This window comes from Rhizobium sp. CECT 9324 (assembly GCF_918741265.1).
GTDB lineage: Bacteria > Pseudomonadota > Alphaproteobacteria > Rhizobiales > Rhizobiaceae > Allorhizobium.
The window spans coordinates 461,286-485,000 of sequence record NZ_CAKKMZ010000001.1; the positions used below are offsets into that span (position 1 = coordinate 461,286).

The following is a 23,715-nucleotide window of genomic DNA, read 5'->3' on the forward strand; positions in this document are numbered from 1 at the left end:
ATATCATTATAGTATTTCGAAAGGCGTACTTGCGTTTCTAAAATTCGGCGGCTAATTTCCGCCCATACTAGTATTGTGGCTCACGTTGAGAGGATGCGCGCCCATGGAGGAATTCGGTGTAAATAACCCCGCAATTGGGGTCGCGACGATCGGTCTCGGCGATGCCGCCAGCGTTCGCTACAACCTGGGCGAGGCACGTCTCTACGAGGAATCGATTCGCCGCGGCGAAGCCGAACTCACTGCCGATGGCGCTTTGCGTGCCCTGACCGGCCAGCACACCGGGCGTTCCGCCAAGGACAAGTTTGTCGTGCGGGATGGCAAAACCGATGACCAGATCTGGTGGGATAACAACAAGCCGCTGTCGCCGGAGCATTTTGCTGTCCTGCACCAGGACATGCTTGCCCACGCTGCCGGCAAGGACCTTTTTGTCCAGGACCTGATCGGCGGCGCCGACAAGCACAACGCCCTGCCGACCCGTGTCGTCACCGAATTCGCCTGGCATTCGCTGTTCATCCGCAACCTCCTGATCCGCCCCGAGCGTTCGGATCTGGCTGCGTTCGTGCCCAAGCTGACGATTATCGACCTGCCGAGTTTCCGTGCGGATCCAGACCGTCACGGCTGCCGCAGCGAGACGGTCATTGCCTGCGACCTGACCAATGGCATCGTTCTGATCGGCGGCACATCCTATGCTGGCGAGATGAAGAAGTCCGTCTTCACCGTTCTCAACTACCTTCTGCCACCCAAGGGCGTCATGCCCATGCATTGCTCGGCCAATGTCGGGCCGGATGGCGATGCGGCCGTCTTCTTTGGCCTCTCTGGCACTGGCAAGACGACGCTTTCTGCCGATCCGAGCCGCACGCTTGTGGGCGACGACGAACATGGCTGGGGCGAAAACGGCATCTTCAACTTCGAAGGTGGTTGCTACGCCAAGACCATCCGTCTTTCCGCCGAGGCAGAACCGGAAATCTATGCGACAACCAAGCGCTTCGGCACGGTCCTTGAAAACGTCATCCTCGATGAAAACCGCGTCCCGGATTTCAACGACGTTTCACTGACGGAAAACACCCGCTGCGCCTATCCGCTGCACTTCATTCCGAATGCGTCGGAAACCGGTACCGCGCCACATCCGAACACGATTATCATGCTGACGGCCGATGCCTTCGGTGTATTGCCGCCGATCGCGCGCCTCACGCCGGAACAGGCCATGTACCACTTCCTCTCTGGTTACACCGCCAAGGTTGCCGGCACGGAAAAGGGTGTGACTGAGCCGGAAGCGACTTTCTCGACCTGCTTCGGTGCGCCGTTCATGCCGCGTCATCCGACCGAATACGGCAACCTGTTGCGCGATCTAATCGCCCGTCATGAGGTCGACTGCTGGCTGGTCAATACCGGCTGGACCGGTGGCGCTTACGGCACCGGCAATCGCATGCCGATCAAGGCGACCCGTGCGCTGCTGACCGCTGCGTTGACGGGCGAACTGAAGAAGGCCGAGATGCGGACCGATCCGAACTTCGGCTTTGCTGTTCCGGTTGCAGTGGATGGCGTCGACACAAAAATTCTTGATCCGCGCTCGACCTGGTCGGACGCTGCAGCCTACGATGTACAGGCCAAGAAGCTGGTCGGCATGTTCATCAACAATTTCGCCAAGTTCGAAGCCCATGTCGATGGCAAGGTCCGCGACGCGGCACCGGGCGTGCGCATCGCAGCCGAGTAAGATCGGCTTTCAAAAAATGCAATCAAGCCCGGCGCTGTTTTCGCCGGGCTTTTTTCTTGTCGCTTGCCAGGACGCTGTTTGTTGCCGATATGAACTGTCCGACAGTCACGACGTGAAGAGCCATGGCCAGCGATCCGCTTTACATCAACAACCGCATCACCATTGCCGGCTGGGAGCTGACCGAGCAGTTTGTGCTGGCCGGTGGTCCGGGCGGCCAGAACGTCAACAAGGTTTCGACGGCGGTTCAGCTCTTCTTCAGTATTCTTGGATCGCCGGCCCTCAACGATCGTGTGAAGCAGAATGCAGCCAAGCTCGCCGGCAAGCGCCTGTCGAAGGAAGGCGTGCTGATGATCGAGGCCAATCGATTTCGCAGCCAGGAACGCAACCGCGAAGATGCGCGCGAGCGGCTGAAGGAACTGATCCTAAAGGCCGCCGAGCCGCCGCCGCCGCCGCGTCGAAAAACCAAGCCGACCAAGGGCTCGATCGAACGGCGCCTGAAGGAAAAATCGGGACGCTCGGAGGTGAAAAAAATGCGTGGAAGACCGGGTGGCGACTAATTCAGGCGCCGTTAAATTAGAAAATAACTTGTCTTTTGCAGGCCTCTGCGGTCATCTGAACCATAACAACCAAGGAGGGCTATCGATGGGCTTGTTCAATTTCATCAAGAGTGCCGGTAAGAAGCTTGGACTGGGCGGCGATGACGAAGCGCCGGATGTTGAGGCGGTCAAGAAGGAACTCGCCTCCCATGACCTTGGCACGGACAAGGTTGACGTCGAAGTTGTCAATGACAAGATCGTCCTGAAGGGCGTGGTCAAGGATCAGTCGATCTTCGAGAAGGCTGTTGTGGCCGTTGGCAATACGCTGGGCATCTCCACCGTGGAAGCAACCGAGTTGAAGATCGCTGAGGTAGAAAGTGCAGCGCCCGTCGCGGCACAGGAACCGGTCTTCCATACAGTCAAGAAGGGCGACAATCTCTGGAAGATCGCCGAATCCGCCTATGGCAAGGGCGCCAAGCACACGCTGATTTTCGAGGCCAACCGACCGATGCTGAGCCATCCGGACAAGATCTATCCGGGCCAGGTGTTGCGCATCCCGCCGCTTGCCGACTAACCTCGCTTGAGGGCAACGTAAGCGAAGACAACGATCGTGAAAACAAAGCTGCCCCTCTCGCAGGGGCTTCTTCATTTTCCGGGCTATTTCGACCGGACTGAGCAGCAGTCTCTTGTGGCTGCGGTGCGTGATGTGGTGGCGCAAGCACCGCTTTATATCCCCGTCATGCCCGGCACCGGCAAGCCGATGTCGGTACGCATGACCAATTGCGGGCCGCTCGGTTGGGTGACCGACAAGGAACGCGGCTATCGCTACCAGCCGGACCATCCCGTCACCGGCAAGCCGTGGCCCGCTATCCCACCGATGCTTGTCGCTCTCTGGCGCGAGGTGTCCGGCTATGACAAGGATCCGCAAGCCTGCCTTGTCAACTTCTACATCGACGATGCCAAGATGGGCCTGCATCAGGACCGGGACGAGACCGATTTCAACGCTCCCGTTGTCTCCGTTTCCCTCGGCAACAGTTGCCTCTTCCGCATCGGCGGATTGGAGCGCAAGGATCGAACCAGTTCGCTCAAGCTTGAAAGCGGCGATGTCTTTGTCTTGGGCGGAGCAGGCAGGCTCTGCTTTCACGGCGTCGACCGGATCTATCCCGAAAGCTCGACACTGCTGAAGAACGGCGGCCGCATCAATCTGACCCTTCGCCGCGTCAACCCTTGATCCATAGCCGGCGATGCATCGCCTACAGTTTTCTCAGCGCGACTTTCTCGACAAGATGATTGTTGCCCTTGCGCAGGATCAGGTCGGCGCGCGGCCGGGTCGGCAGGATGTTTTCCCGCAGGTTTTTCAGGTTGATATTATTCCACAAGCCTTCGGCAATGGTCATTGCCTCTGGCTCGCTGATCGTCGCATAGCGATGGAAATAGGAGTTCGGATCGCGAAACGCTGTCTGTCTGAGCCGCATGAAGCGCTCGACATACCAGCGATGGATCGCATTCTCATCGGCATCGATATAGATCGAGAAATCGAAGAAGTCCGACACCATCGGCACGATCTTGCCGTCCGCCGGCAGATTGCGCGACTGCAGCACATTGATGCCTTCGAAAATCAGGATATCGGGCCGGTCGATCACCACATGTTCGTCAGCCAGGACGTCGTATGTCAGGTGCGAATAGCACGGTGCCTTGACGTTCGGCAGGCCCGCCTTGATCGCCGACAGGAAACGCAGCAGGGCGCCGATATCGTAGCTCTCGGGGAACCCCTTGCGATTGAGGATATTGTTCTTGGTCAGGTGGGCGTTCGGATAGAGAAAACCATCCGTCGTCACCAGATCCACCTTCGGGCTCGAAGGCCAGCGGGCCAGAAGCTCCTTCAGGATACGGGCCGTCGTCGATTTGCCGACCGCAACGGACCCGGCAATGCCGATCACGAACGGCGTCTTGAACACGTCCGACATGCTGAGAAAGCGATTGCGCTGCTCGAACAGCAGTTGCGACGATTCGACATGTGAGGAAAGTAGGCGCGACAGCGACAGGTAGATCCGCCGGACCTCGTCGAGATCGATGGGGTCATCGATCGAGCGCAACCGATGCACTTCATCGGCCGTCAGCGTCAGCGGCGTATCGGCCCGAAAATGCGCCCATTCCTCCGAATCGAAGAACAGGTAAGGCGAATAACCATTGGCCTGGAAATGGTCGAGAACTTCTGGCGCTTCGGATTCCCGCATAGATATTGTCATGGATCCCGCCGACTGGCCTTCTCGTTCAGGCCTGTTTGAGCGGTTCTGCGCTCAAGCTCCTGCATCACGTCTTGTAGCGGGATGTCGGCAATTTTCAATACGACCATCAGGTGATAGAGCAGGTCGGCACTTTCGTAGACGAGGTTCTCCCGGTCGTTCTGGACCGCTGCCATCACAGCCTCGATGGCTTCCTCGCCAAGCTTCTTTGCTGCCTTGGCCTGCCCGCCCGCGACGAGTTTTGCCGTCCACGACTCGTCCGGGGTCGCGTTGGCGCGTTTTGCCACGATGGCCTCGAGATCGGAGAGGGAAAAATCGGTCATGATCTGCCTTCCTTGCGCTCAGTCGAGCCGCATCGCGATGCCGGCTTCGGCCATGTAGGCCTTGGCCTCGGCGATCGAATAGGTGCCGAAGTGGAAGATGGAGGCGGCAAGCACTGCCGTTGCATGGCCATCGCGGATGCCGGCGACCAGATCGTCGAGATTACCGACGCCGCCGGATGCGATGACCGGGACCCGGACACTGTCGGCGATCGTGCGCGTCAGGCCGATGTCGTAACCGCTCTTGGTACCATCACGGTCCATCGAGGTGACCAGCAGTTCGCCGGCGCCGCGTTCGACCATCTTGATGGCGAATTCGACGGCGTCGATGCCGGTCGGCTGGCGGCCGCCATGGGTGAAGATTTCCCAGCGATCGGTTTCGCCCGCCCCGGACACCTTCTTGGCGTCGATCGACACGACGATGCACTGGTTGCCGAATTTGTCGGCGGCTTCAGCGACGAAATCGGGATTGTTGACCGCCGCCGAATTGATCGAAACCTTGTCTGCGCCGCACAGCAGCAGCTTGCGGATATCGGCAACCGCACGCACACCGCCGCCGACGGTCAGCGGCATGAAGCAATGATCTGCCGTTTGTGCGACAACGTCGAAGATCGTGTCGCGATTGTCCGACGAGGCTGTGATGTCGAGAAAGCAAAGCTCGTCGGCACCGGCCGCATCATAGGCTTTTGCGGCCAGCACGGGATCGCCGGCATCGATCAGGTCGACGAAGTTGACGCCCTTGACGACACGGCCGTCCTTGACGTCGAGACAGGGAATTACGCGGGCCTTGAGCGTCATGGAATTGTCCTTTTAGCCTCTGGCGGCCTTGATCAGCGCGAGCGCTTCCGCAGGGTTGATGCGCCCATCATAAAGGGCACGACCGGATATGGCACCCTCGAGCTTTGTCGCATCGGGTTGCAGCATGCGATGAACATCATCGATCGAAGCAAGACCACCCGATGCGATGACCGGTATGGCGACGGCTTCGGCCAGTTCCAGCGTCGAGGCCCAGTTGATCCCGGTCAGGATGCCGTCGCGGTCGATATCGGTATAGATGATCGCGGCGACACCCGCACCTTCGAAGCGCTTCGCAAGCTCGATCACGCCGAGTTCGGAGGCTTCTGCCCAGCCTTCCACGGCGACCTTGCCGCCCTTGGCGTCGATACCGACGGCAACCTTGCCGGGGAAGCGCTTGCAGGCTTCAATCACCAGAGCCGGGTCGCGCACCGCGATCGTCCCCAAGATCACGCGCGACAGGCCGCGCGACAGCCAGCTTTCGATATGCTCAAGGGTGCGGATGCCGCCGCCGAGCTGCACCGGGTTTTTGGTCGTTTTCAGGATCGCGTCGACCGCGGCACCATTGACACTTTCTCCGGCAAAGGCACCGTTGAGGTCAACCACATGCAGCCATTCGAACCCTTGTGTTTCGAAGTCGCGCGCCTGTGCAGCCGGATCCGGGTTGTAGACGGTGGCCTGCTCCATGTCGCCGAGTTTCAGGCGAACGCACTGGCCGTCCTTCAGGTCGATGGCGGGAAAAAGGATCATGGTAGAAATCCGAAAATGAGGGTCAGGGCTTCCAGGTGAGAAAATTGGCGATCAGCTTGAGGCCAAGCGTCTGGCTCTTTTCCGGATGGAATTGCGCGCCGACCATGTTGTCCCGGCCGACAAAGGCCGTCATTGCGCCACCATAGTCGGTGGTCGCGATCACGTCCGGGGCGCGTTTGGCCGCAAGATGATAGGAATGAACGAAATAGGCATGCAAACCGTTCGGGCCTGTTTCAATACCGTCAAACAATGGATGCGGACGGTTGAGCGTCAGCGTGTTCCAGCCGATCTGCGGGATCTTGAGCGTGGGATCGGCAGGCGTCATCTCGATGACGTCGCCTTCGATCCAGCCGAAGCCTGGCGTCGTCGTCTTTTCCAGGCCGCGCGACGACATCAGCTGCATGCCGACGCAGATGCCGAAGAAGGGGCGGCCCTTGTGCTCGACCACATCGACGATCGCGTCATGCATGCCGGGAACCGCATCAAGGCCCCGGCGGCAATCGGCATAGGCGCCAACACCCGGCAACACGATCCGGTCGGCTGTGGCCACCCGGTCAGCCTGGTCGGTCAGCTCGATCGTCACATCGAGACCAGCCTCGCGCGCTGCGCGCTCGAACGCCTTGGTCGCCGAGCGCAGGTTGCCCGATCCGTAGTCGATGATCGCTACTCGCATGTCATGTCCTTTCCGCTCGACGCTCCGGCCTGTGGCCGACAGCGGAGCAAGGTGCAGGTTAGGTCCGCCGCGCGGAAGCCTTCTGCCGTCACAATGTGCCCTTGGTGGACGGGATTCGGTTCGCCTGGCGCGGATCGATTTCCGTTGCCGTGCGCAGTGCCCGCGCCACCGCCTTGAAGCAGGTCTCGGCGATATGGTGGTTGTTGGCGCCGTAATGGTTCAGCACATGCAGCGTGATGCCGGCATTCTGCGCCAGGGCCTGGAAGAATTCGCGCACCAGCTCGGTATCGAACGTGCCGATCTTCGGTGCGCTGAAATTGACGTTCCACACCAGGAAGGGCCGGCCTGAGACGTCGATAGCCGCCTTGGTCATGGTCTCGTCCATGGCAAGGTCGATCGACGAATAGCGTGTGATCCCCTTGCGCTCGCCCAGAGCCTTGGAGATCGCCTGGCCCAGCGCGATGCCGGTGTCCTCGACGGTGTGATGATCGTCGATATGTAGGTCGCCCTTCACATCGATATGCATGTCGATCAGCGAATGGCGGCAAAGCTGGTCCAGCATATGGTCGAAAAAGCCCACGCCGGTCGAGATCTTGCCGGTGCCGGTACCGTCGATATCGACGGAAACGGACACCGAGGTCTCGTTGGTCTTGCGGGAAATCTCGCCTTTGCGCTCTGCCATCGGGCTGCTCCATGGGAATAATGGCCGTTCCATATCAGCAGGTGAGGCAAATATCCAGAAGTTACATTGCGTTGCCGCAAGGCGCCGGCAGGGGACTGTCGGCTATGATTGCAATCGCCAAAAGGCGACTTACATAGGTTCCGACGAACGGCCGCTGGCCGAAGCAAACAAGGCCCGGTGTTCGGGCATATAGGTGTTTGATGACAACGATTATTACTGTTCGCAAGGGCGACAAGGTCGTGATGGCCGGCGATGGTCAGGTGAGCCTTGGCCAGACCGTGATGAAGGGCAATGCCCGCAAGGTCCGCCGCATCGGCAAGGATGGCGAAGTCATCGCCGGCTTCGCTGGCGCGACTGCCGATGCCTTTACCCTTCTCGACCGTCTGGAAAAGAAGCTGGAGCAATATCCCGGCCAGCTGATGCGCGCTGCCGTCGAGCTTGCCAAGGATTGGCGCACCGACAAATATCTGCGCAACCTCGAGGCGATGATGCTGGTCGCCGACAAGACGATCACACTTGCCATCACCGGCAATGGAGACGTGCTGGAGCCGGAACATGGTACGATGGCGATCGGTTCGGGTGGCAACTTTGCCTATGCCGCGGCCCGGGCCTTGATGGACAGTGATCGCTCTGCTGAAGAGATCGCCCGCCGCGCCATGCAGATTGCCGGCGAAATCTGCGTCTATACCAATGACAGCGTCATTATCGAGACCCTGGACGTCGCTTGAACCCGCCTGTCCGGTCAATGAAACCATGTTCAAGCAGTCGAGCATTCTCTGCGACTGCCAGGAGTAAAACCACATGAGCAATTTTTCTCCGCGCGAGATCGTTTCCGAGCTCGATCGCCATATCATTGGCCAGCACGACGCCAAGCGCGCCGTGGCGATCGCCTTGCGCAACCGCTGGCGCCGGCAGCAGCTTTCGGAGGATCTGCGCGATGAAGTTATGCCGAAGAACATCCTGATGATCGGGCCGACGGGTGTCGGCAAGACCGAGATTTCCCGCCGCCTTGCGAAGCTCGCTGGCGCTCCATTCATCAAGGTCGAGGCGACCAAGTTTACTGAGGTCGGCTATGTCGGTCGCGATGTCGAACAGATCATTCGCGACCTCGTCGAGATCGGCATCACGCTGGTCCGAGACAAGAAGCGCCATGAGGTTGAGGCCAAGGCGCACGCTCTGGCTGAAGAACGGGTTTTGGACGCGCTGGTTGGTTCGACGTCATCGCCGGCGACCCGCGACAGCTTCCGCAAGAAGCTGCGCAGCGGCGAACTGGACGACAAGGAAATCGATATCGAAGTGGCCGATGCTGGATCCGGGATGCCGGGCGGTTTCGAAATACCGGGAATGCCCGGTGCCAATGTCGGCATTCTCAACATTTCGGAAATGTTCGGCAAGGCGATGGGTAACCGGACGAAGAAGGTCCGCACCACGGTCAAGTCGTCCTACACCGACCTGATCCGCGACGAGTCCGACAAGCTGATAGACAATGAAGTGATCCAGCGCGAGGCCGTGCGCTCGGTCGAGAATGACGGCATCGTCTTCCTGGATGAAATCGACAAGATCGCTGCCCGCGAGGGTGGCGTGGGTGCAGGGGTATCGCGGGAAGGTGTGCAGCGCGACTTGCTGCCGCTGGTCGAGGGCACCACGGTTTCGACCAAATACGGCCCGGTGAAGACCGATCATATCCTCTTCATTGCGTCAGGTGCCTTCCATGTCTCGAAACCCTCGGATCTTCTACCGGAACTGCAGGGCCGTCTGCCGATCCGGGTCGAGCTGAAGCCGCTGACCAAGGAGGACTTCCGCCGGATTCTTACGGAAACCGAGGCAAGCCTGATCCGGCAGTACAAGGCGCTGATGGCAACCGAAGAGCTGAACCTCGATTTTACCGAGGATGCGATCGATGCTTTGGCCGATGTCGCGGTGAAACTGAACACCACGGTCGAAAACATCGGCGCGCGGCGTCTGCAGACGGTCATGGAGCGCGTGCTGGACGATATTTCGTTCAACGCGCCGGATCGTGGCGGTGCTGTGGTGATGATCGATTCGGACTATGTGCAGAAACATGTCGGCGATCTCGCCGCCGATACCGATCTCAGCCGCTATATCCTGTGATCTTTGTGCACCTATGGCGCTCTTTCCCTCCCGCAGTATCGGGAAAGTGAGAGCGACGAAGGTCGACAATGCAGGCCGTGCTTATGTAAGGAGTGGATTAGTGGATCTGCGGCCCGCCCATTGTGGTGACGGGGATCTGATTTGCGGCTCAGTCTGAGGACGGCGAAGCGTGCTACCATTCATCCGGACTTTTCTTCTCACGGTCGCTTTTGCGGGATCGCTGGCGTCCGTGTCGAACGCTGCGCAGGCGGTACCGGCAGGCAATCGCAATATCGAGCAGCCGCCGATTCCCGGCGCATCGGTGCGCCGCACCAAGGCCGGCAAGACCAGCTTTGATCTGAAATTTGAAAAGGTCCGCGATCTGCTGCGCGACGACGACGCCCTGGTCGGCAAGATCAAGAAGACGGCGGCAGCCTATGGCATTTCGCCGATCCATATGGTCGGTGCGATTGTCGGCGAACACACTTACAACGTCGACGCCTATGACAGCCTGCAAAGCTACTACGTGAAGGCGGCATCCTATGCCGGCAACAGCTTCCGCTTTGCCTACAAGAGCGAAGACGTCTCCGATTTCGTCCAGCGGCCGGAATTTGCCGAATGCGCCGCGCTGGACGATTCCTACCGTCTGTGGACCTGCCGCGAGGATGTCTGGCAAGATCGTTTTCGCGGCAAGACGGTCGGCGGCACCGCCTATCCCAACAATCGGTTCAGCGCTGTCTTTTTCCAGCCTTTCTATGCCGGACAGACCTTCGGACTGGGCCAGATCAATCCGCTGACCGCGCTCATGCTGTCGGATCTCGTGCATCAGAAATCCGGCTATGCCAAGCTGGACGAGAAGGACGCGGTCGGCGTCTACAAGGCGATCATGGATCCCGACATCTCGCTCGCCTTCATGGCGGCAGTGATCCGCAAATCGATTGATGACTACCGCAGCATTGCCGGTGTGGACATCTCGCAGAATCCCGGCGTGACCGCGACCCTGTTCAATATCGGCAATTCGCTGCAGCGTGCCCGCGCGCTGCGCGCGCGCAATGCCGGCGGTGCGACGAATTGGCCGGAAGAGAACTATTACGGCTGGTTGGTCAACGATCGGCTGGACGAACTTGAGGACCTGCTCTAGTTCCATACGGGCGATGGCGCCCCTTTGTGGAGTCCAGGCATGCACGATCAGTCTCCAGTCGCGGATTTTGAACCGCCGGCACCGCTGCCGCGCACGGTGCCTCCAGGTCGGCTTGAAATCATCCGGACGGTGCTGCGCAATCCGCTCGAACTGTGGGGCGTGCCGTCTTACACCTGGCCATGGATCGAGACGCGCTTTTTCGGCCAGACGACACTGATCGCCAATGATCCCGGCCTGATCCGCCATGTGCTCGTCGACAATGCTTCAAATTACGAAATGTCCGAGGTCCGCCAACTGGTCTTGCGCCCGATCCTCCGGGATGGCTTGCTGACAGCGGAAGGTCCCGTCTGGAAACGGTCGCGCAAGGCCATGGCACCCGTCTTCACACCGCGCCACGCGCGTGGTTTTGCGCTGCAGATGCGCCAAGAGAGTGAGGATTTCCTCTCCCGCTACGAGACGGATGAACCGGCAGGCACGGTGCGCGACATCGCGGTCGACATGACCGAACTGACCTATGACATCCTGTCGGCCACGCTGTTTTCCGGCGGCATCGTGTCTGAGCAAGGCGATTTCGCCAAGGACGTCGAGGATCTTCTGCACAATATGGGCCGGGTTGACCCGTTTGATCTGCTCAAGGCACCCAAATGGGTGCCGCGCTTCACGCGGATCCGGGGCCAAAAGGTTCTGCGCAAGTTCCGACAGCTTGTCCGCAACACCATGGACCAGCGCCGCGCCCTGATGAACGCCGACCGGAGCACGGCGCCGAATGATTTTCTCACCTTGCTGCTGGATCTTGAAGGTCCGGAGGGTCTGACCGGGGAGGAAATCGAGGACAACATCCTGACCTTCATCGGTGCCGGCCATGAAACGACGGCGCGCGCGCTGGCCTGGACGTTCTACTGCGTCGCCCACTGTCCTGATGTGCGCATCGCTATGGAGGAAGAGATCGACAGGGTGATTGAAAGCGGTGCCGACCCTGTCGACTGGCTGGAACAGATGCCGCATGTCCGCGCGGCCTTCGAGGAGGCAATGCGCCTTTATCCGCCGGCGCCGTCGATCAATCGCGATGCGATCGCGGACGACAGCTACACGGCGGCCAATGGCGAGGTGATCGAGATCGCCAAGGGCACGACGGTGCTCGTCATGCCGTGGACGCTGCATCGGCACGAACTTTACTGGAACAAGCCGCGCGTCTTCGATCCGTCGCGTTTCTTGCCCGGTACGCGGGAAAAGATCGGCCGTTTCCAGTATCTTCCCTTCGGCGCCGGACCTCGTATTTGCATCGGTGCCACATTTGCATTGCAGGAGGCGGTCATCGCCCTGGCCGTGCTGATGCAACGGTTCCGTTTCGATGTCACGCCGCAGACAAATCCATGGCCGGTGCAGAAGCTCACGACCCAGCCGGCAGGCGGAATACCGATGCGGATTACCCGTCGGAAGGCGCGAAACAAGCCTGCATCTGACGCGGGTCCGCTGGTGCAAACGGAAGCGACTATGCCATAACGGTCTGGGCTCCCTGTGAGCAAAGACTGGAAGACAAGGCGGCCTTCGTGACTTCAGACACTATGCTCGGCATCGATACCGGCGGAACCTATACCGATGCGGTGATCTACAGCGAAACCGCGGGTATCCTCGCCAAGGCCAAGGCCCTGACGACGCGGCACGACCTGTCGATCGGCATTGCCGGGGCTCTTGAGAAAGTGCTGCAAACTTCCGGAATAGCGCCAGAGGCCATCGGCCTTGTCTCGTTGTCGACGACGCTTGCCACCAATGCGCTGGTTGAAGGGCAGGGCGGGCGTTCGGCTTTGGTGATGATCGGTTTCGGGCCGGAGGATCTCAAGCGTGACGGCCTTGCCGAGGCATTGGGTTCGGACCCCGTGCTGTTCATCGCCGGGGGCCATGACGTGCATGGCAATGAGACACCTCTGGATATCGAAGCTTTGGTGGCAGCCCTGCCGGGGCTGTCGCCGAATGTCTCGTCCTTTGCCGTCGCCGGCTATTTCGCCGTGCGCAACCCAGCCCATGAGTTGAAGGTGCGTGATCTGATCCGCGCTCAGAGCGGCCTGCCCGTCACCTGCAGCCATGAATTGTCGTCCAAGCTGGGCGGTCCGCGCCGCGCCTTGACCACATTGCTGAACGCGCGCCTGGTATCGATGATCGACCGGCTGGTTGGATCGGCGGAAACCTATCTGAAGCAGCGCGGCATCGATGCGCCATTGATGGTGGTTCGAGGAGATGGCGCCTTGATTTCGGCTGCCGAAGCAAGGCTGCGCCCGATCGAGACGATCCTGTCCGGCCCGGCGGCAAGTCTGGTCGGCGCGCGGCACCTGACCGGCCTGGACAACGCCGTTGTCTCCGATATTGGCGGAACCACCACGGACGTGGCGATCATGGAAGGCGGCCGCCCGCGTCTCGATCAGGATGGCGCAGTGGTCGGCAATTTCCGTACCATGGTCGAGGCAGTTGCCATGCGCACATTCGGTCTGGGCGGCGATTCGGAGGTTCGCTTTGATGACCGTGGTTTGGCCGCACGCATCGATCTCGGTCCCCGCCGGCTTGTGCCGCTGAGCCTGGCCGCAACGTTGCACGGAGCCGCCATTCTCGATGTTCTGGACCGGCAGGTCCGCGCCACGCATCTGGGTCGCCACGACGGCCGTTTTGCCGTCCGCACAGGGGTGCCTGACCATTTGGCGGCCGGACTGCAGCCACAGGAGGCGGCTTTGTTTGAGCGGATCAGCGCCACGCCGCTGCCACTCGATCAGTTGATTTCCTTCACCCAGCAGAAGGCCACGCTGGATCGTCTCGTCTCACGCGGTCTGGTCCATCTTGTCGGTCTGACGCCATCGGATGCCATGCATCTTCTCGACCGCCAGGGACAATGGAGCCGTGAAGCCGCTGAACTGGGCCTGAAGCTTGCCGTCCGGCAAAAAAATGGCGCCGGACAGCCGATTGCGGCCTCCCCTTGGATGCTAGCGGAAAGCATAGTCGATCGCCTGACCCGCCAGTCCGCCGAGGTGATCCTCTCTTCCTGTTTTGCCGAAGACGGCATTTCGGATATCGATCCGGTGCGCTCGGTGCTGATCGATCGCGCCCTCAACCGAGCGCCCGGCATTGCCCGTTTTGCCTTGTCGCTCGATCGACCTCTGATCGGCCTTGGAGCATCGGCTTCGGTCTACTATCCGGCCATCGCCGAGATGCTGTCGGCGGAATGCGCTGTCCCGCCCGATGCCGATGTTGCCAATGCCGTCGGCGCCGTTGTCGGGCAGGTTCGCAGCACAACGACCGTCTTCATCACATCGCCGGAGGAGGGCCTTTTCATTGTATCGGGCGCCGGCGATAGTCAGCGTTTCGTCGATGAAGAAAAAGCCTTTTCCGCCGCCCGCCATCGTGCATCGACCATCGCGTTGGACCATGCAGAGGCAAGTGGTGCTGCCGATGCGATCGTGACCTGCCGGGAAGAGGTCGATGCGCCGGAGATCGAAGGCCGCCGCAAGCTGGTGGAAGCGCGTATCTTCGCAACGGCCAGCGGCCGTCCGAGAATGGCAAGGCATTGATACTTTCCATTTTGGAAAGAATATTTCTAATTATTGCATGATTGACTATGAATGCATTCGGATGATGTTAGGCGCCAAGCGCGTGCCGCATTGCGAGGAGAATTGCCCATGACATTCGTTGAAAGCCACGGTCTGTCGATTGATCAAAAACTTCATGAGTTCATCACAGCTCGCGCCATACCTGGCACGGGCATAGATGCCGACCGCTTTTTGGCCGGGCTTTCCGCGATTGTGCACGATCTGGCTCCGAAGAACCGGGCACTGCTGGCACGCAGAGACGAACTGCAGGAACAGATCGACGCCTGGTATAGCCAGAACGGCGCGCCGAGCGACATGGCGGTCTATGAGGCCTTCCTGCGCGAGATTGGCTATCTGTTGCCTGAAGGCGAGGCATTTCAGATCGCAACCGGCAATACCGATCCGGAAATTGCGACGATCGCCGGTCCGCAGCTTGTCGTGCCGGTGATGAATGCCCGCTATGCGCTGAATGCCGCCAATGCCCGCTGGGGTTCCCTTTACGATGCGCTGTACGGGACGGACGCCATTCCCGAAACGGACGGCGCAGAGAACGGCAAGGGCTACAATCCGGCCCGCGGCGCCAAGGTGATTGCCTGGGCGCGTGATTTCCTCGACCGCTCGGCGCCGCTTGCGGCCGGAAACTGGGCTGCGGTGTCTGCCCTGGCGGTTGAAAATGAAGCCCTGTCCGTCCGCCTGAGCGATGGTGGCATGACCGGGCTGTCTGATCCGGCCCAGTTTGCAGGTTATCGTGGCGCGCCGGATGCGCCGACGGCAATCCTGCTGAGAAAGAATGGTCTGCATGTCGATATCTTGATCGACGGCACAGGCGTGATCGGCCAGAGCGATGCGGCCAGGATCAACGACATTCGCCTAGAGTCGGCACTGACCACCATCATGGACTGCGAGGATTCGGTCGCCGCAGTGGATGCAGAAGACAAGGTTGTGGTCTATGACAACTGGCTTGGTCTGATGAAAGGCGATCTGACCGAGGAAGTGGCAAAGGGCGGAAAGTCCTTCATCCGTGCCCTCAATCCTGATGTCGAGTATCTGGCGCCCAACGGTCAGCCGGCAAGTCTGCACGGTCGCTCGCTGATGCTGATCCGCAATGTCGGCCACCTGATGACCAATCCCGCGATCCGCGACCGCGATGGCAACGAGGTTCCCGAAGGCATCCTGGATGCGGCGCTGACGGGATTGATCGCCATGCACGACATCGGCCCCTCGGGTCGCCGGAAGAATTCCCGCACGGGTTCGATGTATGTCGTCAAGCCGAAGATGCACGGCCCCGAGGAAGTTGCCTTCGCCTGCGAAATCTTCTCGCGTGTCGAAGACTTGATCGGCATGGCACCCAACACCATCAAGATGGGCATCATGGACGAGGAGCGCCGCACCACGGTCAACCTCAAGGAGTGTATCCGCGCCGCCCGGGACCGCGTTGTCTTCATCAATACGGGCTTCCTGGATCGTACCGGCGACGAAATCCACACGTCGATGGAGGCCGGCCCGATGATTCGCAAGGGCGACATGAAGCAGGCCGCCTGGATCTCGGCCTATGAGAACTGGAATGTTGATATCGGTCTCGAATGCGGCCTGTCCGGCCACGCCCAGATCGGCAAGGGCATGTGGGCCATGCCAGACCTCATGGCTGCAATGCTCGAGCAGAAGATCGCCCATCCGAGGGCTGGCGCCAACACCGCCTGGGTTCCGTCGCCGACGGCCGCCACCCTGCACGCGACGCACTATCATAGTGTCGATGTGGCGACGGTGCAGAAGGAACTGAAGACGCGGCCCCGCGCCAAGCTCGCCGATATCCTGTCGGTACCGGTCGCAACCCGTCCGAACTGGACGCCTGAGGAAATCCAGCGTGAAATCGACAACAACGCCCAGGGCATTCTGGGTTATGTGGTTCGTTGGGTTGACCAGGGCGTTGGCTGCTCGAAGGTCCCGGACATCAACAACATCGGCTTGATGGAAGACCGCGCAACCTTGCGTATTTCCGCCCAGCACATGGCAAACTGGCTGCATCACGGTGTCGTCACCGAGGCGCAGGTGGTCGAGACGCTTAAGCGCATGGCCATCGTTGTCGATGGCCAAAACGCCGGCGATCTCGCCTACACGCCGATGGCGAGCGACTACGACGCCTCGACCGCTTTCCAGGCCGCACTCGAGTTGGTCCTGAAGGGGCGTGAACAGCCGAACGGCTATACCGAGCCAGTCTTGCACCGTCGCCGTCTCGAGTTGAAGGCACAGACCGGCCATTAACCCCCGGCGCTGAGATTCCAACAAAAAAGCCGCCAGATCACTCTGGCGGCTTTTATCATTCCGAAGAAAATGAAGGTTTACTGCTGGACGACGACCTTGGCGCTCTTGCCCGGCGTCACGCGGTTATAGAGATCGATCACGTCCTGGTTCATCAGGCGGATACAGCCGGACGACGCGGCGGTACCGATCGAGGCCCATTCCGGTGTACCGTGCAGACGGAACAACGTGTCTTGGCCCTTCTCGTTGAAGAGATACATCGCACGGGCGCCGAGCGGGTTACGCAGGCCCGGATCCATGCCCTTTTCGACATACTGGGCCACGTCCGGCTTGCGTGCCGCCATTTCCTTTGGCGGATGCCAGGTCGGCCATGCCTGCTTCCATGCGATATAGGCTTCGCCCTTCCAAGCAAAGCCCTGCTTGCCGACGCCGATGCCGTAGCGAACAGCCTTGCCGCGCGGCAGCACGTAATACAGGAAACGCTCGCGCGTATCGACGACGACGGTGCCCGGCTTTTCGCTGGTCGAATAGTCGACGATCTGGCGATGAAACTTCTTGTTCACCTTTTCGATCGGGATGGCTGGCAGCGCGAAACCGGCATCGGTAACCTTGCCATAGGAACCGCTGAAGATTTCAACCTTGGTGGTTTCGGCAACCTCCTTGGATCCGTCGGATGTGGTGGTGCAGCCGGCGAGGCCTACGGATGCAACGAGGCCGAGCATGGTCAATAAATTGCGGAAGCGCATGGGGGAGCTCATGGTTTGGGCGGGGAAATGGTTGTCTCGACCATCTTTGATTATGGTTTATTTTTGATTAATCTCGGCGACGCAAGCGCAGTATCTCAGCCGAGCGTCTTCGGCACTGCAAAATGACGCCGCATGGTTTTTATGCAACATCTGTGGCCGCTGGGACGGACATATCCATGACCATTGTTTCGATCGCCGTTAACAATCCGCTAATCGATGGGCGTCAGTCGGACCGCGCGTTAATGGTTCGGCGCGGCGTGCAGCTTCTGTTGACGGACATGCGCTTCGCCGTTTTGCCGGAGCTGGCCCTGGCCAATGGCCGCCGCGCCGACCTGATCGCGCTGTCCGAACGCGGCGAGCTCTGGATCGTCGAGATCAAGTCCTCGATCGAGGATTTTCGCGTTGATCGCAAATGGCCTGACTATCGACGCTATTGCGACCGCCTGTTCTTTGCGACCCACGCCGGTGTTCCCCTCGATATCTTCCCCGAGGATTGCGGACTGCTGCTGTCCGATGGCTATGCGGGCCATGTGGTGCGTGAGGCACCGGAGCATCGTCTGGCACCGGCAACGCGAAAGGCCGTCACACTGGATTTCTCCCGTGCGGCGGCCCAGCGCTTGATGATGGCGGAGTGGGCGGCCCGCACCCCTCGCGAATGATCTACTTCGGCGCGCGCTTGGCAAGGATGCGCTGCAGGGTCCGGCGATGCATGTTCAGGCGGCGTGCTGTTTCCGACACATTGCGCTCGCAACTCTCGTAGACGCGCTGGATATGCTCCCAGCGTACCCTGTCTGCCGACATCGGGTTTTCCGGAACCTCGGCCTTTTCGCCAGGCCTTTGCGTCAACGCCAGATAGATATCGTCAGCATCCGCGGGCTTCGACAGATAGTCGAGCGCGCCGAGTTTGACCGCGGTCACGGCCGTCGCGATATTGCCGTATCCGGTCAGCACGATGATCCGCGTGTCCGTTCTTCGTTCGCGAATGGCCTCAATCACGTCGAGGCCATTGCCGTCACCCAACCTGAGATCGACAACAGCATAGCTCGGCGGTGCCGAACGGGCCTTGGCGATGCCTTCCGCAACAGAGCAGGCAAGATCGACGACAAAGCCACGCGTCTCCATCGCCCGGGCAAGGCGGCGCAGGAACGGCGCGTCGTCATCGACAATCAGCAAGGATGGATCAGCGCCGAGATTGACGCCGGTTGGCGAGGTGGACTGGCTTGTTTGGGCACTGGATGGTGCGACATCTGTCATGATCTATAATCCCGAGAGGTGTATTCTCGTCCTGGCTGAGCTTATGGGCACGAAAAGCGGGTCGGTAAAGTCATAAGGGCGTGTTTGCCTCCATGAATTCCCTTGGCCATGACACTATGACGCGGGCACCGGGGTGCTCGGATGCGCCATTTTCGAACCGGAGGCTTGCGCCGGATCGCTCGAGCAGCGTTTTGGCGATGAAAAGCCCGAGTCCCAGTCCGCCGGCACGGGCGTCACCCTGCCTGCTTGTAACATAGGGCTCGCCAATTCTTTGCAAGACCCCGGCGGAAAATCCCGCGCCGTCATCCTCGATCGTCACCGTGACATCGCTAGACGTATGTTTGACCCTGACGATGACCTTGGAACGCGCATAGTCGATCGCATTCTCCAGCAGATTGCCAAGCCCATACAGGATGGCCGCATTGCGGGTCCCAACCGGTTCCGACGCCCGGTCGGAAAGCTCGATCAACTCGACCTTGATGCCGAATTCGCGATGCGGTGCCAGAACTTCCTCGATCATCGAGGACAGCGGCAGCATCCGCATATGCGCCTCGCCCTCCGATGGTAGGCTGGTCAATCGCCTGAGAATGTCACGGCATCGCTCGCTCTGGCTGCGCAGCAGTTGAACATCTTCGCGGAAGCGATCGTCCTCGCCCAGTTCGCGTTCCATTTCCTTGGCCACCACGCTGATCGTGGCCAATGGTGTTCCAAGCTCGTGGGCCGCCGCCGCCGCCAGGCCGTCCAGCTGGTGGAGATGCTGCTCGCGCTGGAGGATGAGTTCCGTCGCGGTCAATGCGTCTGCCAGCAGCGTGGCCTCCTGTGAGACACGGTAGGCATAGAAGGCGGCAAACGCCATCATCGACACGATCGAGCACCACATGCCGACCTGCATCAGCGGGTGCACGTCCAGATGCCGGCCTTCGAACCACGGCAGGGGATAAGGGGTGAAGACCAGCAGCGTGATGAACCCGACGGCCGTGATCAGCAGCGCCGTCGAATGTCGCCGGGGCTGCGATGCAAACGAAATGATCACCGGAACGCAGATCAGCGGTGCGAAGGGATTGTTCAGGCCGCCGGTGATGAACAGCAGGGCGCCCATCTGGAACAGATCGAGTGCCAGAACCGCAAATGCGGCCGCCGGTTCCAGCCGATAGGTTGAAGGGAATGCAAAAGAGAGAAGGGCATTGGCGGCGGCCAGCGCCCCGACCAGGCCAAGGCAGGTGGCCAGTGGCAGTGGGAAATCGAACCAGAACGCAACCACCATGACGGTCAGCGCCTGGCCGGCCACGGCCACCCAGCGCAATCGCACCAGTGTCTCCAGCCGCAACCGGCGGCTCGAGGGGCCGAACTTGGCCGAAAGCTCCATGCTCATTCTGTTTCGCCTTTCGTCTGATGCTTCAGGTGCCGCGTGGCTTCACCCGTGTCGTCGGATCCGCGTCTGCCGGGCTTTCCGGCCAGGGATGGCGGGGATAGCGACCGCGCATCTCGCTGCGCACATCCTTCCAGGAACCGGCCCAGAAGCCCGGCAGATCGCGTGTCGTCTGGATGGGCCGATGTGCCGGCGAGGTCAACTCGAGAACCAGTGGCAATTTGCCGCCCGCGATCGCCGGATGGCTCTTCATGCCATAGAGTTCCTGCACGCGGATTGCCAGCACCGGTTCCGCTCCGTCATAGCGGATCGGATGGGCGTGGCCTGTCGGCGCGGTGAAATGCGTCGGCGCCAATCGGTCGAGATCGCGGCCGAGCCCATGCGGCATCAGCGACATCAAGCCGTCCTGAAGACTGCCCGCGCTCACCTGTTCAAGGCTCGTGACACCCGACTGGAAGGGCACGAACCAGGTCTCCAGCGTGTCGAGCAGTGAAACGTCGCTGACATCCGGCCATGGTTCTCCCAGGCTTCGATGCAGGAATCCCAGCCGCTGCCGCAGCTGCTCGCCCGATCTGGAAAAGCCAAGCGCCTGCAGACCAAGCAGCTTGACGCCTTCGGCAAGTGCGCGGGCCGCCGGCTCTCCCTTCGGTTTTGCAAGCGGCGACTCCTCCAGCACGATCGCCCCGATCCGGGTGACCCGGCGCGCCCGCACCTGCCGGCTTGTTGCGTCAAAGCCGCTTTCTTCCGATGTGGCGATGGCGTCGGGCAGGCCGTCTTCGACCATGCCGCGCGTGATTTCCGCTGCCGCCAGCACGCGGCCCTGCGCTGCCTTGCCGGTCAGATCGGCAATCACCAGCATATCGGCACCCGCCAGTCGTTCCGTCTCGCCAATCTCCGCACCGCGTCCATTCGCCATGACAAAACGCCCGCGCCCGCCGCGCCGCTTGGCGATCCGGTCAGGATAGGCATGCAGCAGAAGGGAACCAGCCGAGGTCTCGGCCGTGGCCTTCTGCCCGCCGGCCTCTTCGGCAAATCGCGCCGCCAGCCGGCGGGCGGCAACCGCCCGGTCGCCGCCTTCGCGGCGAAAGCGCCGCAGTCTTTCGTCGAGATCGAGATCGGAACCGCCAAGTCCCTGCTCGGTCAACAGCACGGCGAGCTCTGCCGCCGGCCGCGCCAGATCCTCGTCTGCCGCGGCAAGCACCATGGCCGCCAGGCGTGCAGGCAGACCGAAATCGCGCATTTTTCGCCCGCGTGGGGTCAGTTGAAAGTGCGAATCCAGGGCGCCCAGCGACTGCAACAGCGCGCGCGCCTCCTTCAGCGTCACGGCCGGAGGCATGTCGAGCAGCGCCAGTTGCGCCGGATCCGTCACGCCCCAGTGAGCCATGTCGAGCACCAGGCCGGAAAGATCGGTCGCCAGGATCTCCGGCGGCGTGAACGCCGGAAGGGCGGCCGTTTGTCCTTGATGCCAGAGCCTGATCGCAAGACCCGGTTCCGTGCGTCCGGCGCGCCCGGCCCTTTGATCGGCCGAGGCGCGTGACACGCGCACCGTTTCCAGCCGGGTGATGCCCGTCGCCGGCTCGAACACCGGTAGACGCTGCAGGCCACTGTCGATCACCACCCGGACGCCGTCGATGGTGATCGAGGTCTCGGCAATCGATGTCGCCAGCACGATCTTGCGTTGCCCGGCAGGCGCCGGCCGGATCGCCGCATCCTGTTCTGCCTGGGAAAGATTGCCATAAAGCGGTGTGACACGACTTGTCGGCGGGAGCCTTTCCTCGAGCCGCTGCGACACGCGGCGGATTTCGGCCTGTCCGGGAAGGAAGGCAAGGATGGAGCCCGGCTCTTTTGCATGGGCCTCCAGGATAGCGGAGGTCATCGCATCTTCGATCCGTTCCGTGCCGGCCCGGTCGCGATATGTCATCTCGACCGGGAAGCTGCGACCCTCGCTTTTGACGATCGGGGGATGGTCGAGCAGTGCTGCGATCCGCTCGACATCCAGCGTTGCCGACATCACCACCAGCTTCAGGTCGGGCCTCAGCGCCGATTGCACGTCCACGGCAAGCGCCAGGCCGAAATCGGCATCCAGCGACCGTTCGTGGAACTCGTCGAAGATAACGGCGGCGATGCCCTTCAGCTCCGGATCCTCCAGGACCATGCGCACGAAGACCCCCTCGGTCACCACTTCGATCCGGGTCCGGCCGGAGATCCGGTTGTCGAGCCGCATCCGGTAGCCGACGGTCTCCCCGACGGTCTCGCCCAGCAGGCTGGCCATGCGCGAAGCCGCCGCCCGCGCCGCCAGCCGCCTTGGCTCCAGGAGGATGATCCGTCCATCTGCCCGCCAGTCTTGGCCAAGCAGATGCAGCGGTACCAGCGTGGTCTTGCCAGCACCGGGCGGCGCCGACAGCACCAGCCGGTTGCCGGTCTGCAGGGCGCCGGCGATTGCCGGCAACTGGTCGCTGATCGGAAGTTTGGGCAAGGCAGGCGTCATGCAGCAGATGTATCCCTTGCCGTCTCATAGGCAAGGACCGCGCCGGCCAGATCCTCGAGTGCCGCACCGACCGACTTGAAAAGCGTGATTTCGTCGTCCGACCGCCGTCCAGCATGGCGGCCCGTGACCAGTTCGGCCAGTTCGGCGCGGATATCGTCGCGCGTGATGATGCCGGCTTCGAGCGGCTGCAGGATATCGCCGGCTTCGGCAAATGCGCCGTCGCGCGTATCGACGAACAGCGTTGCGCGCCGGACTGCCTCGTCGTCGCTTTCTCGCATGTCGCGCTTGAAGGCGCCGATCAGATCGAGATGCGCGCCCGCTTTCAGCCATGCCCCGAGGATCAGCGGTTGCTGCGACAGCGTCGCGCAGGAAATGATGTCGGCGATCCGCGCCGCCGGCTCCAGGTCCGCCACCGCCTCGGCAGGATGGCCGAGAGCCCGGGCCTCGGCGGCAGTCGCCTCCGCCTTGGAGGTATCGCGACCCCAGATCAGGATACGGCTGATCGGACGCACTTTGCTATGTGCCTCGATGAGGTTCAGCGACAGGCGGCCGGTCCCGGTCACCAGCAGCACGGATGCGTCGCGGCGTGCAAGATGACGGGCTGCGAGCGCCGAGGTGGCGGCGGTGCGCCGCGCGGTCAACTCGCCGCCATCGATCACGGCCAGCATTTCCCCGGTCTTGCCGGACGAGAGAAGATAGCTGCCATGGATGGCCGGCAGGCTGCGTCGGACATTGTCCGGGAACACCGAGACCAGCTTGACCCCTATATAAGAGCCGGGAACCCAGGCAGGCATCAGCAGCAAGGTCGCTTCGGCCTCGCCGGGCACCGCGACGCCGTGATGGTGGCGGACCGGCATGACGCAGCCACCGGCAAACTGCCCGGCAATGGCCTCGATCAGGCGCTCCCAGTTCAAGGCGTCGGCGGTTGCGTTTCGGTCGAGAAAAAGCATGTCCTGTCTCCTGTTGTTGCAGGCGACACTAGCAAGAGGCACGGCGCGTGCAAACGGCCGCCGTCACCATAACCATTGCCAATGCTGTTTCCGCTACGCGCGGCGGCCAGAACTTCCGAAACGCCCTGC

Annotated in this window: 22 protein-coding genes; 11 read left to right on the forward strand and 11 right to left on the reverse strand. The window is 61.2% G+C overall.

Annotated elements, in window-relative coordinates; translation table 11 throughout:
- The first annotated feature begins 103 nt into the window (after positions 1-103).
- The 4 genes from LQ231_RS02135 (at position 104) to LQ231_RS02150 (ending at position 3,481) form a co-directional block, all read left to right on the forward strand.
- Complete coding sequence (locus LQ231_RS02135; RefSeq protein WP_230170104.1) at positions 104-1,714, forward strand: phosphoenolpyruvate carboxykinase; 1,611 nt, start codon at positions 104-106, stop codon at positions 1,712-1,714.
- Between the two features lie 122 nt (positions 1,715-1,836).
- Positions 1,837-2,271: an alternative ribosome rescue aminoacyl-tRNA hydrolase ArfB gene (arfB, locus tag LQ231_RS02140; RefSeq protein WP_113143768.1), complete on the forward strand. Its 435-nt coding sequence runs from the start codon at positions 1,837-1,839 to the stop codon at positions 2,269-2,271.
- 85 nt (positions 2,272-2,356) lie between these two features.
- Entirely contained in the window at positions 2,357-2,824 is a 468-nt protein-coding gene (gene lysM, locus LQ231_RS02145) for a peptidoglycan-binding protein LysM (RefSeq protein ID WP_230170105.1), read from the forward strand.
- Positions 2,825-2,872: 48 nt separating this feature from the next.
- Positions 2,873-3,481: an alpha-ketoglutarate-dependent dioxygenase AlkB gene (locus LQ231_RS02150; RefSeq protein WP_230173224.1), complete on the forward strand. Its 609-nt coding sequence runs from the start codon at positions 2,873-2,875 to the stop codon at positions 3,479-3,481.
- A gap of 22 nt (positions 3,482-3,503) precedes the next feature.
- On the opposite strand, the gene coaA is transcribed toward LQ231_RS02150, so the two are convergent.
- The 6 genes from coaA to hisB all read right to left on the reverse strand — a co-directional run bounded on the left by coaA (position 3,504) and on the right by hisB (position 7,716).
- Positions 3,504-4,499 (reverse strand): type I pantothenate kinase, encoded by a 996-nt coding sequence (coaA, locus tag LQ231_RS02155; protein WP_113143770.1) that lies wholly within the window; start codon positions 4,497-4,499, stop codon positions 3,504-3,506.
- A complete protein-coding gene (locus LQ231_RS02160; protein WP_230170106.1) occupies positions 4,496-4,819 on the reverse strand; it encodes a phosphoribosyl-ATP diphosphatase in 324 nt (107 codons plus the stop codon). The genes coaA and LQ231_RS02160 overlap by 4 nt, the downstream gene beginning before the upstream one ends.
- Positions 4,820-4,837: 18 nt before the next feature.
- Positions 4,838-5,614, reverse strand: coding sequence for an imidazole glycerol phosphate synthase subunit HisF (gene hisF, locus LQ231_RS02165; protein ID WP_230170107.1), 777 nt, complete (start codon positions 5,612-5,614; stop codon positions 4,838-4,840).
- Between the two features lie 12 nt (positions 5,615-5,626).
- On the reverse strand, positions 5,627-6,361 hold the full coding sequence (gene hisA / locus LQ231_RS02170; protein WP_230170108.1) for a 1-(5-phosphoribosyl)-5-[(5-phosphoribosylamino)methylideneamino]imidazole-4-carboxamide isomerase: 735 nt from the start codon (positions 6,359-6,361) through the stop codon (positions 5,627-5,629).
- Between the two features lie 22 nt (positions 6,362-6,383).
- On the reverse strand, positions 6,384-7,034 hold the full coding sequence (gene hisH, locus LQ231_RS02175; protein ID WP_230170109.1) for an imidazole glycerol phosphate synthase subunit HisH: 651 nt from the start codon (positions 7,032-7,034) through the stop codon (positions 6,384-6,386).
- A gap of 88 nt (positions 7,035-7,122) precedes the next feature.
- Positions 7,123-7,716: an imidazoleglycerol-phosphate dehydratase HisB gene (gene hisB, locus LQ231_RS02180; protein ID WP_007605741.1), complete on the reverse strand. Its 594-nt coding sequence runs from the start codon at positions 7,714-7,716 to the stop codon at positions 7,123-7,125.
- A 200-nt stretch (positions 7,717-7,916) separates the two neighbouring features.
- On the opposite strand from hisB, the gene hslV reads away from it, so the two are divergent.
- The 6 genes from hslV (at position 7,917) to LQ231_RS02210 (ending at position 16,782) form a co-directional block, all read left to right on the forward strand.
- Entirely contained in the window at positions 7,917-8,444 is a 528-nt protein-coding gene (gene hslV, locus LQ231_RS02185; RefSeq protein ID WP_113143775.1) for an ATP-dependent protease subunit HslV, read from the forward strand.
- Between the two features lie 73 nt (positions 8,445-8,517).
- Positions 8,518-9,828: an ATP-dependent protease ATPase subunit HslU gene (gene hslU, locus LQ231_RS02190; protein ID WP_113143776.1), complete on the forward strand. Its 1,311-nt coding sequence runs from the start codon at positions 8,518-8,520 to the stop codon at positions 9,826-9,828.
- A 181-nt stretch (positions 9,829-10,009) separates the two neighbouring features.
- Positions 10,010-10,948, forward strand: a complete 939-nt coding sequence (locus LQ231_RS02195; protein WP_230173226.1) for a DUF1402 family protein — start codon at positions 10,010-10,012, stop codon at positions 10,946-10,948.
- A gap of 39 nt (positions 10,949-10,987) precedes the next feature.
- Positions 10,988-12,451, forward strand: a complete 1,464-nt coding sequence (locus tag LQ231_RS02200; protein WP_230170110.1) for a cytochrome P450 — start codon at positions 10,988-10,990, stop codon at positions 12,449-12,451.
- Between the two features lie 47 nt (positions 12,452-12,498).
- Entirely contained in the window at positions 12,499-14,502 is a 2,004-nt protein-coding gene (locus LQ231_RS02205; protein WP_230170111.1) for a hydantoinase/oxoprolinase family protein, read from the forward strand.
- A gap of 108 nt (positions 14,503-14,610) precedes the next feature.
- Positions 14,611-16,782 (forward strand): malate synthase G, encoded by a 2,172-nt coding sequence (locus LQ231_RS02210; protein ID WP_230170112.1) that lies wholly within the window; start codon positions 14,611-14,613, stop codon positions 16,780-16,782.
- A 77-nt stretch (positions 16,783-16,859) separates the two neighbouring features.
- On the opposite strand, the gene LQ231_RS02215 is transcribed toward LQ231_RS02210, so the two are convergent.
- Positions 16,860-17,525 (reverse strand): L,D-transpeptidase, encoded by a 666-nt coding sequence (locus LQ231_RS02215; protein WP_230170113.1) that lies wholly within the window; start codon positions 17,523-17,525, stop codon positions 16,860-16,862.
- 176 nt (positions 17,526-17,701) lie between these two features.
- Here LQ231_RS02215 and LQ231_RS02220 point away from each other — a divergent pair, with 176 nt between their 5' ends.
- Positions 17,702-18,184, forward strand: a complete 483-nt coding sequence (locus LQ231_RS02220) for an MmcB family DNA repair protein (RefSeq protein WP_230170114.1) — start codon at positions 17,702-17,704, stop codon at positions 18,182-18,184.
- Between the two features lies 1 nt (position 18,185).
- On the opposite strand, the gene LQ231_RS02225 is transcribed toward LQ231_RS02220, so the two are convergent.
- The 4 genes from LQ231_RS02225 to LQ231_RS02240 form a co-directional block, all read right to left on the reverse strand.
- The gene (locus LQ231_RS02225; protein ID WP_230170115.1) at positions 18,186-18,779 is read right to left on the reverse strand and encodes an ActR/PrrA/RegA family redox response regulator transcription factor; all 594 of its coding nucleotides are present in this window, start codon (positions 18,777-18,779) and stop codon (positions 18,186-18,188) included.
- A gap of 70 nt (positions 18,780-18,849) precedes the next feature.
- Complete coding sequence (locus LQ231_RS02230; protein ID WP_230170116.1) at positions 18,850-20,151, reverse strand: ActS/PrrB/RegB family redox-sensitive histidine kinase; 1,302 nt, start codon at positions 20,149-20,151, stop codon at positions 18,850-18,852.
- Between the two features lie 25 nt (positions 20,152-20,176).
- Positions 20,177-22,636, reverse strand: a complete 2,460-nt coding sequence (hrpB, locus tag LQ231_RS02235; protein WP_230170117.1) for an ATP-dependent helicase HrpB — start codon at positions 22,634-22,636, stop codon at positions 20,177-20,179.
- Positions 22,633-23,586 (reverse strand): ornithine cyclodeaminase family protein, encoded by a 954-nt coding sequence (locus LQ231_RS02240; RefSeq protein ID WP_230170118.1) that lies wholly within the window; start codon positions 23,584-23,586, stop codon positions 22,633-22,635. Before LQ231_RS02240 ends, hrpB begins: the two co-directional genes overlap by 4 nt.
- Positions 23,587-23,715: the final 129 nt, after the last annotated feature.

What these genes read in the sequence shown, in the direction of transcription:
- LQ231_RS02160 (WP_230170106.1), bottom strand. Translation starts at nt 4,819, where the DNA reads ATGACCGATTTTTCCCTCTCCGATCTCGAGGCCATCGTGGCAAAACGC.
- LQ231_RS02200 (WP_230170110.1), top strand. Translation starts at nt 10,988, where the DNA reads ATGCACGATCAGTCTCCAGTCGCGGATTTTGAACCGCCGGCACCGCTG.
- hisB (WP_007605741.1), bottom strand. Translation starts at nt 7,716, where the DNA reads ATGGCAGAGCGCAAAGGCGAGATTTCCCGCAAGACCAACGAGACCTCG.
- coaA (WP_113143770.1), bottom strand. Translation starts at nt 4,499, where the DNA reads ATGACAATATCTATGCGGGAATCCGAAGCGCCAGAAGTTCTCGACCAT.
- hisA (WP_230170108.1), bottom strand. Translation starts at nt 6,361, where the DNA reads ATGATCCTTTTTCCCGCCATCGACCTGAAGGACGGCCAGTGCGTTCGC.
- hrpB (WP_230170117.1), bottom strand. Translation starts at nt 22,636, where the DNA reads ATGACGCCTGCCTTGCCCAAACTTCCGATCAGCGACCAGTTGCCGGCA.
- LQ231_RS02240 (WP_230170118.1), bottom strand. Translation starts at nt 23,586, where the DNA reads ATGCTTTTTCTCGACCGAAACGCAACCGCCGACGCCTTGAACTGGGAG.
- LQ231_RS02220 (WP_230170114.1), top strand. Translation starts at nt 17,702, where the DNA reads ATGACCATTGTTTCGATCGCCGTTAACAATCCGCTAATCGATGGGCGT.
- hisF (WP_230170107.1), bottom strand. Translation starts at nt 5,614, where the DNA reads ATGACGCTCAAGGCCCGCGTAATTCCCTGTCTCGACGTCAAGGACGGC.
- LQ231_RS02230 (WP_230170116.1), bottom strand. Translation starts at nt 20,151, where the DNA reads ATGAGCATGGAGCTTTCGGCCAAGTTCGGCCCCTCGAGCCGCCGGTTG.
- hslV (WP_113143775.1), top strand. Translation starts at nt 7,917, where the DNA reads ATGACAACGATTATTACTGTTCGCAAGGGCGACAAGGTCGTGATGGCC.
- lysM (WP_230170105.1), top strand. Translation starts at nt 2,357, where the DNA reads ATGGGCTTGTTCAATTTCATCAAGAGTGCCGGTAAGAAGCTTGGACTG.
- LQ231_RS02135 (WP_230170104.1), top strand. Translation starts at nt 104, where the DNA reads ATGGAGGAATTCGGTGTAAATAACCCCGCAATTGGGGTCGCGACGATC.
- LQ231_RS02215 (WP_230170113.1), bottom strand. Translation starts at nt 17,525, where the DNA reads ATGCGCTTCCGCAATTTATTGACCATGCTCGGCCTCGTTGCATCCGTA.
- hisH (WP_230170109.1), bottom strand. Translation starts at nt 7,034, where the DNA reads ATGCGAGTAGCGATCATCGACTACGGATCGGGCAACCTGCGCTCGGCG.
- hslU (WP_113143776.1), top strand. Translation starts at nt 8,518, where the DNA reads ATGAGCAATTTTTCTCCGCGCGAGATCGTTTCCGAGCTCGATCGCCAT.
- LQ231_RS02225 (WP_230170115.1), bottom strand. Translation starts at nt 18,779, where the DNA reads ATGACAGATGTCGCACCATCCAGTGCCCAAACAAGCCAGTCCACCTCG.
- arfB (WP_113143768.1), top strand. Translation starts at nt 1,837, where the DNA reads ATGGCCAGCGATCCGCTTTACATCAACAACCGCATCACCATTGCCGGC.
- LQ231_RS02210 (WP_230170112.1), top strand. Translation starts at nt 14,611, where the DNA reads ATGACATTCGTTGAAAGCCACGGTCTGTCGATTGATCAAAAACTTCAT.